The following is a 14,385-nucleotide window of genomic DNA, read 5'->3' on the forward strand; positions in this document are numbered from 1 at the left end:
CGCTCTCCTTCTCGTTCAGCTTCTGAACCGGTCGATGATGACGCTTAGCTCCGCGCCGACCTTGACGCCGAGCAGCGTGGAAATCAGCGGGATCGCGCCGGCGCTGAAAAACGCGCCGAACTCGCCGCGCGGCAGAAAGCGCGGGTCGAGAAAACCGCCCGCGAGCACGAGGCCGAGAATGCCGATGCACACGTAGATCACGCCCGCGAGCGACTCGACGACGCTCAGCAGCGCGACGTTCAGCGTCGAGCGGGGCCGCGCGAGCAGCATCAGCATCACGGCGGACGCGACGATCGCGCCGCCCTGGAAACCGCCGCCCGCCGACAGATGGCCGTTGACGATCACGTAGCCGCCGAAGGTGAGGATCATCGGCAGCAGCACCTGCTTGCCGGTATGTACGATCTCGCCGGCTGGGCGGCGCGCGGGCGCGGATTCGTCCGCCGCAGCGGCGGAGGGCGCGTTGCTTTCCTCTTTCAGCAGCACCCCGACGCTCGCCGCGACCATGAACAGCACCGCGACTTCGCCGAGTGTGTCGAAGCCGCGAAAGGTGATCAGAATGCCGGTCACGATGTTCGGCGCGCCGAGTTCGAGCGGCCCTCTGACGACGTAGTACCAGGCGAGCGGGCGCAGCGCCTGCAACTCCGTGTAGCCGCCGACCAGCCGCCAGAACACGACCGCGAACAGCAGCACCGTCAGCAGCGCAAACGCGCGACGCATCATGATTCGGCCTCCCCCGCGGTGCGCCCGCCTTCGTCGGCGAGTGCGTCGGTGATCGTGGACGAGGTCATCGGCGTGCGGATCAGCCAGGCGGCGCGCGATAGCGCATGCGAGGACACCGGGTTGGTCACGAGCACGAAGTAGATCAGCAGGATCAGACGGAAGGTCCAGTTCGGGTGATAGAACGCGAGGCCGATCAGCACGAGCATGTTGCCGAGCGTCGACGCCTTGGTGCCGGCCTGAATGCGCGTATACGCATCCGGCATGCGCAGCAGCCCGAGGCCGGCGGAGAACAGAAAGACGGCGCCCACCAGGATGAACACGCTGCCGATCAGTTCGAACATGCGCTAGCCCTTCTGATAACCGGTTTTGCGGATCGCGTACAGAAAGATGAAGGTCGCGAGTCCGGAACCGATCGCGGCTTCGGCCATCGCGACGTCGGGCGCGGCGAGCAGCAGGAAGGCTATCGCGGCGAACAGGCTCGCGAGCCCCGAGCTCACCATCGCGGCCAGCAGATTCTTCAGGCAGACGGCCAGTACGCCGCTCACGAGGATGCTCGCGCACATCAGCAGCAGGAGCAGTTCGAGCATGGCTCACAGCCCCCTTTCGAGAAAGCGCGCAATCGCGAGCACCGCGAGAAAGCTCAGCAGTGCATAGACAAGTGCGACGTCGATATAGACGAAACGACCGGAGACTTGCGCGTACAGCGCGATCAGCGACAGCGAGACGACCGTCAGCATGTCGATCGCGACGATGCGGTCGACGAGGGTCTTGCCGATCACGAGACGGATCACGCCGAACAGGATCGCGAAGAAGATCAGCACGGCGGCGATCCGGAGCATGATCTCAGCCAAAGATTTTCTCCAGATGCTTTTCGAACGGTGCGACGAGTGCCTCGGTCGCTTGGTCGATATCGGTCGTCTTCACGTCGAGCAAGTGAATGAATAGTATGTCGTCCCGAATATCCACGACGAGCGAGCCCGGCGTGAGCGCAATCGAATTGGCGAGCGCGAGACGGCCAAGCGGTGTTTGGAGGCGCGTGCGAACCCTGACGATGCCGGGCTTGATGTCGATACGCGGCGAGTACACCAGCGCCATCACGTTCAGATTGGCGCGTACGAGCTCGACGACGAAGGTCGCGCTATACGCGGCGAAGTGATACGGTGCGCCTGGCGTTAGACGTAGGCGCTGCCATGCTTCGCTCGACGATACGAAGACACGCGCGATGACGAAGGTAATGGCGAGACCGACGAGTGCGGGTTCGACGGCGAGCGATGCATTGGCGATCATCCAGATGACGAACAGGACGACCCAGAGGCCAGGCATTCCCCGAGGAACGAACGACGACACCGGTTTTCCGTTGTTCGCAGCCATGTCATCGGTTCCTCAGGAGGCCTTGCGGAAAATTCTAAGTGACAACTTATGGCAAAGCAACCGGCGCACGGTTGTCCGTTGGTGGTCGTTTTGTGTGCGTAAATCCGCGCGGCGCTTATCGGCTGCTCATCGAGTGAATTAGTGTCATTGCGATCTGTTCAATAAAATGGCGCGCGAAAAGCCGACGCCGATCGGCGCGCATTTATTTTGAAACAGACTGCGGTGCCGCGATAAGACGCGACGTTGAATCTCTAAGCGGCGCCGCACCGTTTTTTAATCACCTGTGACTGATCGGAATCTGGAAGTCTAGTCGCCAATCTATGCGCGCGCTGCATAAATTGATTTTTTTAATGAATTTGCGCCGGCGACCAGATCCCGGTCGAATGTCGGGTTTCGCGCGGTCCGCATGTGTCGCCGTGCCGCCGGTTTGAATTCTTCAAATGACCAATAAGGAGCAACAATGAAAGCCATGCTGGCAACCCTGACGATTGCGCTGCTGGCCGTCTCGTCCGGAAGCGCAATCGCCAAGGATTGGTCGACCGTGCGGTTCGGAGTCGACGCGAGCTACCCACCGTTTGAATCGAAAGCGGCCGACGGCAAGCTCGTCGGCTTCGATATCGATCTCGGCAATGAGATCTGCCGCCGGCTCAACGCGAAATGCGTGTGGATCGAGAATTCGTTCGACGGCATGATTCCCGCGCTGAAAGGCCGCAAATTCGACGGCGTGCTGTCGACGATGTCGATGACGCCCGCGCGTCAGGCGCAGATCGCGTTCTCGTCGAAGGTGTTCCGCATTCCGACGCGTCTGGTCGCGAAGAAGGGCTCGCCGATCGAGCCGACGCCGGAAGCGCTGAAGGGCAAGCGCATCGGCGTCGAGCAGGGCTCGATTCAGGAAACCTACGCGAAGACGTATTGGGAGCCGGCCGGCGCCGCGATCGTGCCGTATCAGGATCAGGATCTGGTGTATTCGGATCTGCTTGCCGGCCGTATCGACGCGTCACTGCAAAACGCGGTGCAAGCCGATATCGGCTTTTTGCGCACCGCGCGCGGCAAGGACTTCGGATTTGCCGGCAATCCGCTTTACGACGCGAAAACGCTCGGCAGCGGCACAGCGATTGGTTTGCGTAAAGAAGATACCGATCTGCAGGAAAAGATCGACAAAGCCATTGCCGAGATCCGCGCCGATGGCACTTACGACCGCATTGCGAAAAAGTATTTCGATTTCGACGTGTACGGTCAGTGAGCCGGGGCCGCGCCGCACGTGACCAGTTTCGACCTGGCACTCGCGCGGCCCGACACCTAAACTTGTGTCATGACCGTCCTGAGCCGTGCTGCGGCAAGCCGGGATGCCCGAATCGGTTGCAACCGGCGCCTCACGCGGCGCTGCAGGTTTCCGCTTACAAAAGTAAGCGGGCAGGGGACGGCGCAATGCGGCCACCGGCTCGCGTGCGGATCGCCTTGCGCACGGCGCGATCCGCATCGGGGAGGCACCGACATGCACGGCTTTCAGATCACGTTCTTCACCCAGCAGGGGCGCAGCCATCATGGCAAGCCGCTTGCCGACTGGCTCGTGCGTCTCGCGAGCGAACTCGGCCTGCGCGGCGCGACCTTGATCCCGGCTTGCGAAGGCATCGGCCATCATCATCGCATTCACTCCGCGCACTTCTTCGAGCTTGCCGATCAGCCGTTGTCCGTCGTGATGGCGGTGACGAGCGACGAAGCCGATCGGCTGTTCGATCGACTGCGCGCGGAGGGTTTGCATCTGTTCTACGTGAAGACGACCGCGGAGTTCGGCGTCGTCGGCGAGGCCGACGGGGCTTGAACGACCGGACCTCGAGTGCGTGTGAGATGGAACGCCGGCCCGCTTCAATGCTATGCCGTGAGCTCCTCGTGCCGCACATTGACCATCCACGGCACGCCGAAGCGGTCGATCAACGTGCCGAAGCCGCTGGTCCAGAAGGTCTGCTGGAATGGCATCGTGATCTGTCCGCCGTCCGCCAGCGCGTTGAAGTACTTTACGCCGGACGCCTGGTCGTCGGCGGTGACCGACAGGCTAAAGCCCGCATGCACGGCATTGCCGCCGCGGCAATCGCCATCCGACATCAGCACGTGCGTGTTACCGATGACGAGCGTCGCGTGCAGGATCTTGTCGGCGTGTTCGGGCGCCACCGGGCGAGCGGGATCGGGCGGCGCGTCTTTCGCGCGCAGCTTCAGCAACTCCTGCGCGCCGAGCGCCGAACGATAGAACTCAATGGCTTCCTCACAACGGCCATTGAAGAACAGATAGGGCTGGATTTCCATGCTGATTTCCTGAGACGGGCGAGGGTCGGGCAGAAGATTCTATCAGCGTGATCTCGCGGACGGACGGCCGTCGAACCTAAGATGCATCGTTCGGCCCCACGATGAAGCCACACACCTGATGCTCTACAGCGTATCCCCGCATCAGGCCTTCCCGGCATGACTCCCGCCATTGGCCGGATAAGCCTCCTGCAACGCGATCGAGCCTGTCTCCAGCAGCGATTTGAGGTTGGACATGATCTTCGGCCAGCCACCCGACACCGCCTCGATGAATTTCGATGGATCGCGCTCGATCGTATGCGTGAGCGTCAACTTGACCGCCGTTCCGCTCGGTTCGAGCTCCATCGTGCAGCGCGAATCGCCTTCGGCCTGCAACTCGGGACGAATCTGGTGCTGCCAGCGGATCACCAGACGCCGCGGCGGATCGGCCTCGACGATCTCGCCCGCGTCGAAGATCTGCCCGCCGCTCGACACGAGTTTCCACGACGAGCCCGCCGTCCATTCGCTTTCGCAGTGCATGCCGAACCAGTACTGGTTGATGAACTCCGCGTCGGTGAGCGCCGACCACAACTGTTCCGGCGTAGTGCGGATATAGGTCACATAGACGAACGTCGATCTAGTCATTGCCTTTCTCCAGGCGTCGTTTCAGGGTCGAGAGCGCCTTCAGGCGCGGCTTTTCGAACTTGGCAATCCAGCGCTCGTAGATCTGCTGCAGCGGCACCGGATTGAGGAAGTGCAACTTTTCACGCCCGCTGCGTACGGTAACGACGAGGTTAGCCGCTTCCAGCAGGCCCAGATGCTGGGTCACGCCTTGCCGCGTCATGTCGAGGTGGTCGCACAGGTCGTTCAGAGTCTGGCCGTCGTGCGCGTGCAGCACATCCAGCAGCTTGCGCCGGCTCGGATCGGCGAGGGCTTTGAATAGCACGTCGGTGTCGTCGGGGCGCTCGGCCATGAACGGCTACAGGCAAGTAATTTGTTGCGTTTACTATAGGCAAGAGATTGCTTGCATGTCAAGGCGACGTGAGGGACACTCCGCCGGTCCGACACATGCGCCGACCACCGTTTACGAGGCGCTCAAGTACGTTTCGGAATGTTGCCGCCATGCAAAGGACCGAACAGCCGCGCACAGAGCATGCCCATCGCCAGGATACCGAGGCCGAATGGCACGGCATCGCCCGTTGCCTCGATCCGAAAGTCGCCAACACGAAAAACCAGAAGATAGCCGACGACCATATTGAAGAAGCCCCACAGTACATTGACGGTCGATGACGACAGCCCTTTTCCGGACGGCTTCGCGAACGGGCTCTGAAACGGCTCGCCCATCACACCGCTGACGAAATGCGGCACGGCATTCGCGAACAGGACACCGCCGAAAAAATAAGAGACGACATGCGGCCAATCCATTTCAGTTGCTCCTTGAATCGAGTAAATCGATGAGGTCGCGGGCTGTGCCCGTTTCGATGCCGGTTCGGATGAAGCACCTGCAAACGTTCAGGAGTCAGCGAGCCGCTGCAGCAGTTCCACCGCGGCGGCGAGCGTGGCCTGTTCTCGCGGCGATAGCTGCGCTTGCAAGGCACCGATCAGCCAGTCCTCTTTGGCCGCCCGACTTGCCTTGAGCGTTCGTCTGAACGTGGGGGTGAGATGGATAAGAGTTTTGCGTCCGTCGGTTGGATCCGCTTCGCCTTTGACGACGCCCAGCGTCTCCAGACCGGCAACGGTAATGCGCATGGACTGGGGCTTTACGCGCTGCGCTCGCGCTAGCGCGGAAACTGTGGCTGGGCCGCCGCGCTCCAGATGAAACAGCACCGACTTCTGCGCCGACGTAAAGTCGCTCGATTGCGAATGTTCTCGCGCGCGGCGAACCAGTTTGCTCACGGCAATGCGCAGTTCGCCCGCAAGGGCGGCCAGATCGGTAGATTGGGAAGACGGTGATTGTCGTGACATGCCGAAAACATAGCATATGTACAGTTTAACTGTACATATAAACTGAATATATTTTCGCCGTCGAGTCCGCACGAACCCAGCATACACAAGCGCCTGTGAGATACTTCCTCGTTCACGCATAATCCCTGAGTCCACCACGTCTCAACCGGCCAAGGCATGCAAGCCCATCCCCTCCGACTCGCGCCCGGCGACGACCTTCGCGTCGCCGTCGAAGACGCGCTTCGTCAACGCGACCTGCAAGCGGCCTTCGTCGTCCAGGGCATCGGCAGCCTCCACGTTGCGGCATTGAGGTTCGCTGGCGCGCAAGCGCCGACGGAAATTCGCGGCGACCTCGAAATATTGACCCTCGCAGGCTCCGTCTCGCCCGATGGCGCTCATCTGCACATGTCGATCGCGGATGCGCGCGGGCAGGTATTCGGCGGTCATGTGGCGCGCGGCTGCACGGTACGCACGACCGTCGAGTTGTTGCTCGTGTCGGTTCCGGGCTATTCGTTCGCGCGGGAGCCTGATCCGCAGACGGGTTTTATGGAACTCGTGATTCGCGGCGGCGGCGCTCCGCAGTCCGGGTCCGCCTGATCACGCAAAGGCGCTATCGCTTCGCGCGCCGGTAGTCGTTCAACGCCCCGCCAACATCCGCCCGCCGACCCCCACCAACAGCACACCCGCTGCCGTATCCAGCCCGGCCTTGCGCCGAACCTGCGTGCGCCGAACCGACGGATGCGAGGCAAGCAACGCCATCGCGCAGTACCACGCGCACGAAATGCCGATCGACAGCGCCACGACCGCGATATCGAGCCACAACGGCGCATGCGCGGGCACCATCAACGCAAAGATGCTGCCGTAGAACGCGATCGACTTCGGGTTCGTCATGCTGACGAAATAGCCTTTCTTCGTCGCAGCCCAGCCGGACGCGGTGCTGCCGACGTCCGCGGACAACGGCCGCCGCGCGGTGGGGCTTATTTTCTTTTCGTCGGTCCCGACCTTGCCTCAGCGCATTAGCGCCAGACACAACCCAATCCCCGCCCCATAAGTCCCAAGCGCACCGACCAACCGCAAAGGATTGGGCTTCGCCATCGTCGGAAATGCAAGCAGTCCAACGACGAGCAAACACCGGCACGCGGTCGCGATGACCATCAGCGACACGGACACCGCGGACGGCGATCTCGCGCCCAGAAAAAGAAACAGCACCGCCAGGAACGGCGCGTATTCCGCGGTATTGCCATGCGCTCGAACCAGCTTGTGCAGCAGGTTGGCCGGATCGTCGGCGCAGCCCGCATTGGTGCGTTCGCGAAAACGCGTCATCGATACCGACAAGCCGAGGCCGAATAACAGCAGCCCCAACACCGCTACGCATCCGAGAGCAATGTCGTTCATGGCATTGCGGCTCCTTGTCAGGCAATCGACGCACGCCTGATTGGCGAGAATCAGGCGGCTCCCATTCTCGCACGGGCCGGCACGCGAGGTCCGCGCGGCTGGACCCCGCAAAAACGACTGCGCCGCGATCGTTCCAACACCGATCGCGGCGCAGCTTACTACTCAAATACGTGGACTACGGCCATGCTTAGTCTTCGTCATCGAATTCCGGCAGCGCACGCGTTCCTTCAATCGCGACCGAATGCAGCAGCTCAGGCTTCAGATCGAGCAGACGCAAGATCGTCGGCGCGACCTGCGTGGTCAGCACCGGCTCGTCGTTGACCTGCCCGGCGTGATGCGTGTGAGGCACGTACATCACGAGGCCGAGATGACTGTCGTCAGGCGCGTTGCCGCCATGCTCTTCGTCCTTGGACGTGCTCGACGTGTAGATGACGCCCGGGTTCGGTTGAACGATGATATCGGGCGTACGTCCGCGCGACGGGTCGCCGAACCGGTTAGCCAGTTGCGGGCCGGACAGGATGTACGCCTGAGGGCCGTCCGCGCAAATGCCGGGTGCGTTGCAGCTCAGATTGGCTTTCAGCGTCTTCACGACCGAAGACACCTGGCTTTGATCGCGCAGCCAGATCAGGCCGACGTCGTCGGTCTGCACGAAACCCGTGCCGACAAGTCCGGTGCCGTCGTTGAGGTTGCCGCTCTTCGTAGCGGCCTGCCCAAAATTGCCGCCCGAATCCAGGTAGTTGTTGGCTTCGAGCAACTTGGTCAGCGTATCGCCGTTCTTCACGAGCTTCGAATGATCGGTCGGCGACTGGCCATGCTTCGCGGTCACGATGATCGCCGTCGACGAATAGAGATTGCGTTGCTTCAGTTCGGACACGACGCGTCCCAACGCGTCGTCGATATACGCGATCGCGCCGGCGACTTGCGGACCCGGCGTGAAGCTCGCATCCAGATAGCCGCCGCCCGACGCGACCGTGGCCTTCTGCGCGACGCTCAGCGTCTGGAAGTTGGCGCCGAACACGGTCGGCACCGCGACGTTCTTTTGACCTGTCGAATCCTTGCCATCGATTTCGTCGATCAGCGATTGCACGTGGTAATTGTCGAACTTCTCCGTGTGCGTGTACGTGTCGAGGTAGTAGGTATTGGTATCTGGATCGATCGAATTTATTTCGGTGCGCGAAAGGTCGTCGACGCCCGCGCCCGACGGTCCGTTGAGCCAGTCGTAGCCCCACGCGTGCTTGTCCGCCCACGCGGTGCGCGCGCCGTTGACGTTGCCCTTGATCACTTCGAAAACCGTGTTGGTCTTCAGATAGTTGTGCGGATAGACGGGCGTACAGACGCCATTGACGAGCGCATGCGGAATCGCCTGCGGATTGAACGCGCCGCCGCCGTCGAGATGGATCAGCGCGCCGCCGTTCTCGCCGTCGATGCCGGTCGTTTCATCGAAGACGACATTCCAGCCGGTCGGGCCCGTGCAATGGGTATCGGACGGCGCATAGAGCGTGCGGTCGTAGGAGACGTCGTAGAACAGCCCCGCGGACTTCGGCGAGCCGCCGGTCACGAGCGCGGCGAGGCCCGGAAACGAATCCGACAGTCCCGGTGTATGCGCGTTCGTATAGGTGGTGCCTGACTTCGCGAGCAGCGCCAGGTTAGGGCACGTATTCGCGCCGATGCAACGCGCGACGTCCTGCTCATGCAGACCGTCGAAGCTGATCAGCAGCACATGCTTGACAGACGCGCGATCGCGATCGTGATCGCGGCCGTGGTCGTGATCGTCGCCGGCTGTTGCGACTGCCGAGTACAACCCGGCGAGCAGTGCGACGGCGGCGCACATTGCGCTTTGCTTACGCTTCCATTTCGTGATCGGTTTCATGTCTCGTCCTTTTGTTTGACAACAAATTTGGGTAGTGCGGGACGAATTTGAACCGTAAAAAAGTCATTGGCGTGACCTGAAATTAATATTTGGCAATACTGAGGTGTTAAGGTCTTGTTAAGGTTGGGGTGATCCATTCGACGCGCATGCGCTGTGAACCTGATTCGATTCCGCGCGTGATTTTTCGCGAGTCGGCAAGCATAAAAATGGCACGGGCTATTGCAGACCCTGCTGTTTCGCCGGTCGGTAGTCGAATATCGCCAGGCGTCATCCCAGTGAATGAATCAAGGCCTGATCCGTCACCTGCACCGGCCTGACCTTGATCGATTGACTATAGAGCGGCGGCAGCGTCGTCAGCAGCTTGCTGCGTAGCCGCGCGTGACTTCGAGAAAGGCGCGCCGAATTTTCGACAGCCCCTCGACGCCCGGCAGACACAGCAGCAGATAGCCGGGTGTCGAGCATCGCGACCGCGTGCCCCGTTATCATCGACCAGCGCGCCGGCAACGCTGAACGAGCCGGCGCAGTTCGCCGTCATCGCCTGGAGCGCGGCCTGTGTCATCGCGGATTCCGTCGATGTAACTTTTTCAGCCATGTTGATTCACCTCTGTAGCGCGGATTGAATACCGACTGCAAAGAGAATGAGCGGCACCGGCGGTCGGATGTGCGCCCATTTGGGTGGCGCCGGCATGAAAGCCGAGTGAGGGAGCGGGCGTGACGGTAGATTCTGTTACTTCGAACGCGAGAGGGAAACCCGCTCGGATTGATAGCTTGCGTGGTGCGAGCAGCGGCCGCCGCGCGGCCGCCGTCCGTGCCGCTCGCGCCATGCCGGTCGCCGCGATCGCCGCGCCCGCACGCGGTATGACGCGCGCGTTCGCCTAGTGCGCGGCCGGCTCCTGCGTGATGGAATCCACGCGGTCGGGATAGAACGCAAGGTGCTCGCGGATCGGCGCGACAGCGTCGTATGGGTGCTCGTAGGTCCACACCGCGTTGGTGCCGCGCTCGCCGGCCGCAGGAATCGAGAAGTATGCGCATTCGCCCTTGTACGGACAATAAGTGGCGTGCGCCGTGCGTTCGAGCCGGGTCATATCGACGTCCTTGCGCGGGATGTACAGCACGGCCAGATAGCGGGCTTCGAGCAGCGTCAATGCGTCGTGCGTATCGGCAATCACGTGACCGCCTGCCATGACGATCACGCGCGCGTGGTGGTGCTCGATCATGATTGGATGATCCGGGCCGGGGATCTTGACGGGTTTGTCGTTCGGGACCGAATGAGTGGACATAACGAGGCTCCCTGCGAAAGTGGGGCTGCGAGGTTTCGTGAGTCGACGGCGATGTTCGTCGCCGAACGCCACGCAAGCGACTGAAGATCGCCCGTATTGCCGTACTACTTCCTTTCAGGTATTTCTATCACATACTAACGCAGACCTTCCAGGTGCTGTGAGCGGCGCAATGCCCGTCGGAATTGCATCAGTTGCGTGCGCGTGCTTTTGTGCAACGGGATGGCGACTTCGCGGAAGACGAACACGATCAGCCGACTGACAGGAGCGCGTCATGCTCGTTGGATATGCCGTGTATGACCCTGCAAGTGAGCCTGCAATCTCGTCAACAAATGGCGAGGTTGTTTGACTATGCCGGCGCTTCGGAAGTGTTGGTCACTTCGCGCATTTGGGGCGTGTGCCGCTCTAACCTTGAACCTGTTGTCCTGCCCTTCGCACGCACAGGTCGCGCCGAGGCAATTGTCGAGCAATACCGTGATTGGCGGCAATGTAAAGCAGCACGCAGACGCTGTGCTCGCGATCATGACCTACACGACAGTCCCGGACGTTACGACCAGTAACCTGTCGGTCAACAACGGCCTGACGGGTAATCCCGGCTTCGGGCAGACGCAATTTGGCGGCGGCTTCACCCTCAGCAGGTCGTTTCCGTTGTACATGGAGGGCACGCTCGCCTACAGCCGCTACGATCCGATCTTCATTGCCACGGATGGCGCCCAGCAGCGTGCGGTGCCGACGAAGTGGAACACCTTCAGTGGCACGGTCGGCCTGGGGTGGGATTTCCGCATCACGGACGAACTGGTGTTCCGTCCGATCTTGAACGGCACGATTGGGCGTGTCTCGAGTGACCTGAAGGTGGGGCAGACCCTCTTCAATCATGTCACCGACAGCAACCTGCAGTTCCTCGAAAACGGCTCGCTGAACGCCTACGGCTATGGCGGCTCCCTGATGCTCGACTACGAACACTACCGCGAAAACTACGAAATCGACGCCGAACTGCGGGCAACCGATATTTACCTGCGCAGCTTCGGCAGTTCGTCGGAGGCCGTTCAGGGCTCGGCCATGGCGCAGCAGGTGAGCCTATGGACGCGCTGGCGCGCGCCCACCGGCTGGCACGCACTGGACCGGCCGGTCCGCTATGTGCTCGAAGCCGCTTACTCGCACTATTTCGGCGACAGTGCAGGCGTGCTGGGTTTCAACGACCTCACGTCGCTGGGAGTCGGCCTCGAACTCGACAGCAGCAGGTATCCCGTCATCGTCACCCGTACGCGCGCGATGGTGCGCTATGTGTTCGGTCGCAACGTGCACGGGGTGTCGTTCGGATTCGCGATGAGTTTCTAGCCGGGCCAGCTTGCCGGTCCAGCAACGAGGCTCGAACCCATGCGCGCGATCCAATGCTTCTGGTTCCCGCTTGGCCATGCGGTATAGCGCTTGCTCGGCCCAGACATGAATCGATCAAAGGAGCCGTGATGAACGACAAACCGAAACAGCCCGATGCCGGCGGCAATCTGCCGGGCAACGTTGTAGCAGAATTAGGCCCTGAACGAAGGGCCAAAACGAAGGACCTCGTGCCATGCGTACATTCGGACAGAGCCGGTCGACGAAGCGGATCGACAGCGAGCCGGACATGCGCCTGCAGAAGATAGAGATTGCCGACTTCCTCGTAAGCTGGACCGTCATCCGGGATTCGGAAGGCGCTTTCCAGTGGGTCGTGGTCGTGACGGAGCGTGGCGGCGAGCATCACACGATCTTCGAGCGACGCGGGACGTGCGGCCACGTGTCATGGGACGACGCGCTCGACATCGCGGCCGAAACCGCGCGCCGCGTCGCGGCCGGGCTCGTCGAGCCGGGTGAACCGGCGAAGACGAAACAGCGGCGCGGGCGCACGCCGGGTGCATCGCGACCGAATCGTTGATGCGCGATCGCGGGCGGCGCCCCGTGGTGTCAGTAGAACGTGCTAGTTCCATTGACGCCGCGTCTGTGTCGCGCGACGCGACCTCGGCAGCCAATGCCGCAACGCGAGCAATACAGTCGATCCCAGCAGCAGCGTGGCGATCGGAAACGTGCCCGCGGCATTCACCGCAATGTCCATCGGGCGCTCTCCGAGCAACTGCATCCGGCGGCGCGTCATCGCGGCGCCGAGCGACTGCAGTTCGTTCTTCAGCACGCGCTCGGCGTCAGGCAGCAGGATGGTTTCCTCGTCGGCGACATGATGAGCGACTTCGCGGATCAGTTGATAAAAGAGCCCGTCGTAGGCGGCGTTTTCGGGGCCCATCCCGCGCAGCTTCGCGATCGTTGCGCGCATCTCGTCGTGCTCGGGACGGCTTTTTCTCAGTGCCTCGTCATTGCCGAGCGCGCGGTCGAGCGCCGGGTAGAAAATTTCCTCCTCGAGCTGCGCGTGGATATCGAGCGCGTCGCACACGCCGTTGACGATCGCACGTTTGCGCCACCACGGCGTGGACGCGTGGTATCGGTGCGAAGCGGCGAGCACGTGCATATGGTCGAGGCGGATCATCGACGTAATCGACGGCGACAGCGATGAGGCGTCATTGGACATGGCGTTTCTCCAGGGAAAGGGTGCCGGCGGTTACCGCATGCGCCATTCCCGCTGCCCAGCAATCGATCAACGCGGTGCCGGCTGCCGCGAGCGCACTGCTTTGCTGCTCGTGAGGGCGCTCAACGCGGAGTCCGCGGCATCCGCCGCACGGGCGAACAGGTCGTCGACGAATCGGCGCGCCGCGCTATATCCGCCCATCAACGCATCGGCCTCGGTGTCGAACGGCCGGCTGCCTCCAATGTCGACGCGCAGCGGCGAGAACGTTGCGACCGCAGCGCCCGCCTGACAGATGTGAACCACCGCCGCGTAGCGGGTGCGTACCGCCGCGCGCCCGGCGGGGCGCAACGTGAAATCCGCCTCGACGGTCACCTCGATCGTGAACCCGTGGTATTCGTAGGTCCGCATCATCATCATGTCCTTCGTCGCGTGAGTGTGTGATCGTGCCGGTGCGCGATGATAATGCGCGACGGGCGCGGCGCTAATTGCCGCCCTGTGCGCTCGAGCGGCGCTGGCTCCGTGCTTCGAGCGTAGCGAGCCGCGCTTGCGGCTGCAGCGCCGGCGGCAGTTCGGCGTTGGCCTCGATGCGCGCGCGCCAGTAAGCCGGCGCCGCAATTCCCGTGCCCTGCCAGTCGACGCGGTCGCATTGAACGAGTTGTTCGAGGCGCTGGACAATCGCGCTGATGTGCGTCAATTTCCTTGTGACGTCGTTGTGATTACGCGCGGCTTTCACAGGTTCTCTCCCCGTTTTGTTATCTCCAGCTTACTCGTCGTTCACAGTAAGTCATACCGGCTTGATGACATGTCCGAAAACGCCGGATTCAGCATGCTCGCATTTGCAAAAAAAAAAGTACATCGCAGTGAGCTGTCCGAGACAGCCGCATTGTGGACAGCCCCGTCCACTCTCGCGCCGCAGTTTGCGGAACCCACATTCGACGAACCCACGCGCCGGATTGCTTCTACGCTCGACTGTTGGTGTG

Annotated in this window: 21 protein-coding genes and 1 pseudogene; 5 read left to right on the plus strand and 17 right to left on the minus strand. The window is 61.9% G+C overall.

The window, feature by feature from the left end; translation table 11 throughout:
* Positions 1–15: 15 nt before the first annotated feature.
* Genes HDG32_RS15105 through HDG32_RS15125 form a run of 5 tightly spaced genes read right to left on the minus strand, consistent with a single transcriptional unit; the run spans position 16 to position 2,091 of the window.
* Positions 16–720, minus strand: a complete 705-nt coding sequence (locus tag HDG32_RS15105; RefSeq protein WP_184068328.1) for a Na(+)/H(+) antiporter subunit B — start codon at positions 718–720, stop codon at positions 16–18.
* Complete coding sequence (gene mnhG / locus HDG32_RS15110) at positions 717–1,061, minus strand: monovalent cation/H(+) antiporter subunit G (protein ID WP_090810583.1); 345 nt, start codon at positions 1,059–1,061, stop codon at positions 717–719. Before mnhG ends, HDG32_RS15105 begins: the two co-directional genes overlap by 4 nt.
* A 3-nt stretch (positions 1,062–1,064) precedes the next feature.
* Positions 1,065–1,307, minus strand: coding sequence for a hydrogenase subunit MbhD domain-containing protein (locus tag HDG32_RS15115; protein ID WP_018422732.1), 243 nt, complete (start codon positions 1,305–1,307; stop codon positions 1,065–1,067).
* Positions 1,308–1,310: 3 nt separating this feature from the next.
* On the minus strand, positions 1,311–1,571 hold the full coding sequence (locus HDG32_RS15120; RefSeq protein WP_018422733.1) for a monovalent cation/H+ antiporter complex subunit F: 261 nt from the start codon (positions 1,569–1,571) through the stop codon (positions 1,311–1,313).
* Positions 1,564–2,091 carry a Na+/H+ antiporter subunit E gene (locus tag HDG32_RS15125; protein ID WP_184068331.1) on the minus strand — a complete coding sequence of 176 codons (528 nt, stop codon included), beginning with the start codon at positions 2,089–2,091 and terminating at the stop codon, positions 1,564–1,566. The genes HDG32_RS15120 and HDG32_RS15125 overlap by 8 nt, the downstream gene beginning before the upstream one ends.
* 460 nt (positions 2,092–2,551) lie before the next feature.
* Here HDG32_RS15125 and HDG32_RS15130 point away from each other — a divergent pair, with 460 nt between their 5' ends.
* The gene (locus HDG32_RS15130; RefSeq protein ID WP_184023501.1) at positions 2,552–3,334 is read left to right on the plus strand and encodes an ABC transporter substrate-binding protein; all 783 of its coding nucleotides are present in this window, start codon (positions 2,552–2,554) and stop codon (positions 3,332–3,334) included.
* A 252-nt stretch (positions 3,335–3,586) separates the two neighbouring features.
* The gene (locus HDG32_RS15135; RefSeq protein ID WP_184023499.1) at positions 3,587–3,913 is read left to right on the plus strand and encodes a DUF190 domain-containing protein; all 327 of its coding nucleotides are present in this window, start codon (positions 3,587–3,589) and stop codon (positions 3,911–3,913) included.
* Positions 3,914–3,963: 50 nt separating this feature from the next.
* Here HDG32_RS15135 and HDG32_RS15140 read toward each other — a convergent pair whose 3' ends face one another.
* The 5 genes from HDG32_RS15140 to HDG32_RS15160 all read right to left on the minus strand — a co-directional run bounded on the left by HDG32_RS15140 (position 3,964) and on the right by HDG32_RS15160 (position 6,333).
* Complete coding sequence (locus HDG32_RS15140; protein WP_184068334.1) at positions 3,964–4,392, minus strand: VOC family protein; 429 nt, start codon at positions 4,390–4,392, stop codon at positions 3,964–3,966.
* A 141-nt stretch (positions 4,393–4,533) separates the two neighbouring features.
* Positions 4,534–5,013, minus strand: a complete 480-nt coding sequence (locus tag HDG32_RS15145; protein WP_184068336.1) for an SRPBCC family protein — start codon at positions 5,011–5,013, stop codon at positions 4,534–4,536.
* On the minus strand, positions 5,006–5,341 hold the full coding sequence (locus tag HDG32_RS15150) for a helix-turn-helix transcriptional regulator (RefSeq protein ID WP_018422741.1): 336 nt from the start codon (positions 5,339–5,341) through the stop codon (positions 5,006–5,008). Before HDG32_RS15150 ends, HDG32_RS15145 begins: the two co-directional genes overlap by 8 nt.
* Before the next feature lie 122 nt (positions 5,342–5,463).
* Positions 5,464–5,793 carry a hypothetical protein gene (locus tag HDG32_RS15155; protein ID WP_184059163.1) on the minus strand — a complete coding sequence of 110 codons (330 nt, stop codon included), beginning with the start codon at positions 5,791–5,793 and terminating at the stop codon, positions 5,464–5,466.
* A gap of 87 nt (positions 5,794–5,880) precedes the next feature.
* Complete coding sequence (locus tag HDG32_RS15160; protein WP_184068532.1) at positions 5,881–6,333, minus strand: MarR family winged helix-turn-helix transcriptional regulator; 453 nt, start codon at positions 6,331–6,333, stop codon at positions 5,881–5,883.
* A gap of 156 nt (positions 6,334–6,489) precedes the next feature.
* Here HDG32_RS15160 and HDG32_RS15165 point away from each other — a divergent pair, with 156 nt between their 5' ends.
* Positions 6,490–6,909, plus strand: coding sequence for a PPC domain-containing DNA-binding protein (locus HDG32_RS15165; protein ID WP_184023491.1), 420 nt, complete (start codon positions 6,490–6,492; stop codon positions 6,907–6,909).
* A gap of 39 nt (positions 6,910–6,948) precedes the next feature.
* Here the strand turns inward: HDG32_RS15165 and HDG32_RS15170 are convergent.
* The 4 genes and pseudogenes from HDG32_RS15170 to HDG32_RS15185 form a co-directional block, all read right to left on the minus strand.
* Positions 6,949–7,296: pseudogene (locus tag HDG32_RS15170) on the minus strand (LysE family translocator); the annotation flags it as partial.
* A gap of 24 nt (positions 7,297–7,320) precedes the next feature.
* Positions 7,321–7,707: an MAPEG family protein gene (locus HDG32_RS15175; RefSeq protein WP_184068340.1), complete on the minus strand. Its 387-nt coding sequence runs from the start codon at positions 7,705–7,707 to the stop codon at positions 7,321–7,323.
* 187 nt (positions 7,708–7,894) lie between these two features.
* Entirely contained in the window at positions 7,895–9,577 is a 1,683-nt protein-coding gene (locus HDG32_RS15180; RefSeq protein WP_184068343.1) for an alkaline phosphatase family protein, read from the minus strand.
* 875 nt (positions 9,578–10,452) lie between these two features.
* Entirely contained in the window at positions 10,453–10,857 is a 405-nt protein-coding gene (locus HDG32_RS15185) for a DUF427 domain-containing protein (protein WP_184068345.1), read from the minus strand.
* 348 nt (positions 10,858–11,205) lie between these two features.
* Here HDG32_RS15185 and HDG32_RS15190 point away from each other — a divergent pair, with 348 nt between their 5' ends.
* Both HDG32_RS15190 and HDG32_RS15195 read left to right on the plus strand, forming a co-directional pair.
* Positions 11,206–12,192: a hypothetical protein gene (locus HDG32_RS15190; protein WP_184068348.1), complete on the plus strand. Its 987-nt coding sequence runs from the start codon at positions 11,206–11,208 to the stop codon at positions 12,190–12,192.
* Between the two features lie 232 nt (positions 12,193–12,424).
* A complete protein-coding gene (locus HDG32_RS15195) occupies positions 12,425–12,766 on the plus strand; it encodes a hypothetical protein (protein WP_260330345.1) in 342 nt (113 codons plus the stop codon).
* A 42-nt stretch (positions 12,767–12,808) separates the two neighbouring features.
* Here HDG32_RS15195 and HDG32_RS15200 read toward each other — a convergent pair whose 3' ends face one another.
* The 3 genes from HDG32_RS15200 to HDG32_RS15210 form a co-directional block, all read right to left on the minus strand.
* Positions 12,809–13,408, minus strand: a complete 600-nt coding sequence (locus HDG32_RS15200; protein WP_184068351.1) for a hemerythrin domain-containing protein — start codon at positions 13,406–13,408, stop codon at positions 12,809–12,811.
* Positions 13,409–13,474: 66 nt separating this feature from the next.
* A complete protein-coding gene (locus tag HDG32_RS15205) occupies positions 13,475–13,816 on the minus strand; it encodes a hypothetical protein (protein WP_260336477.1) in 342 nt (113 codons plus the stop codon).
* A gap of 70 nt (positions 13,817–13,886) precedes the next feature.
* Entirely contained in the window at positions 13,887–14,138 is a 252-nt protein-coding gene (locus HDG32_RS15210; protein ID WP_184068354.1) for a hypothetical protein, read from the minus strand.
* Positions 14,139–14,385 lie beyond the last annotated feature (247 nt).

The organism is Paraburkholderia sp. CI2, assembly GCF_014201055.1.
Lineage (GTDB): Bacteria > Pseudomonadota > Gammaproteobacteria > Burkholderiales > Burkholderiaceae > Paraburkholderia > Paraburkholderia tuberum.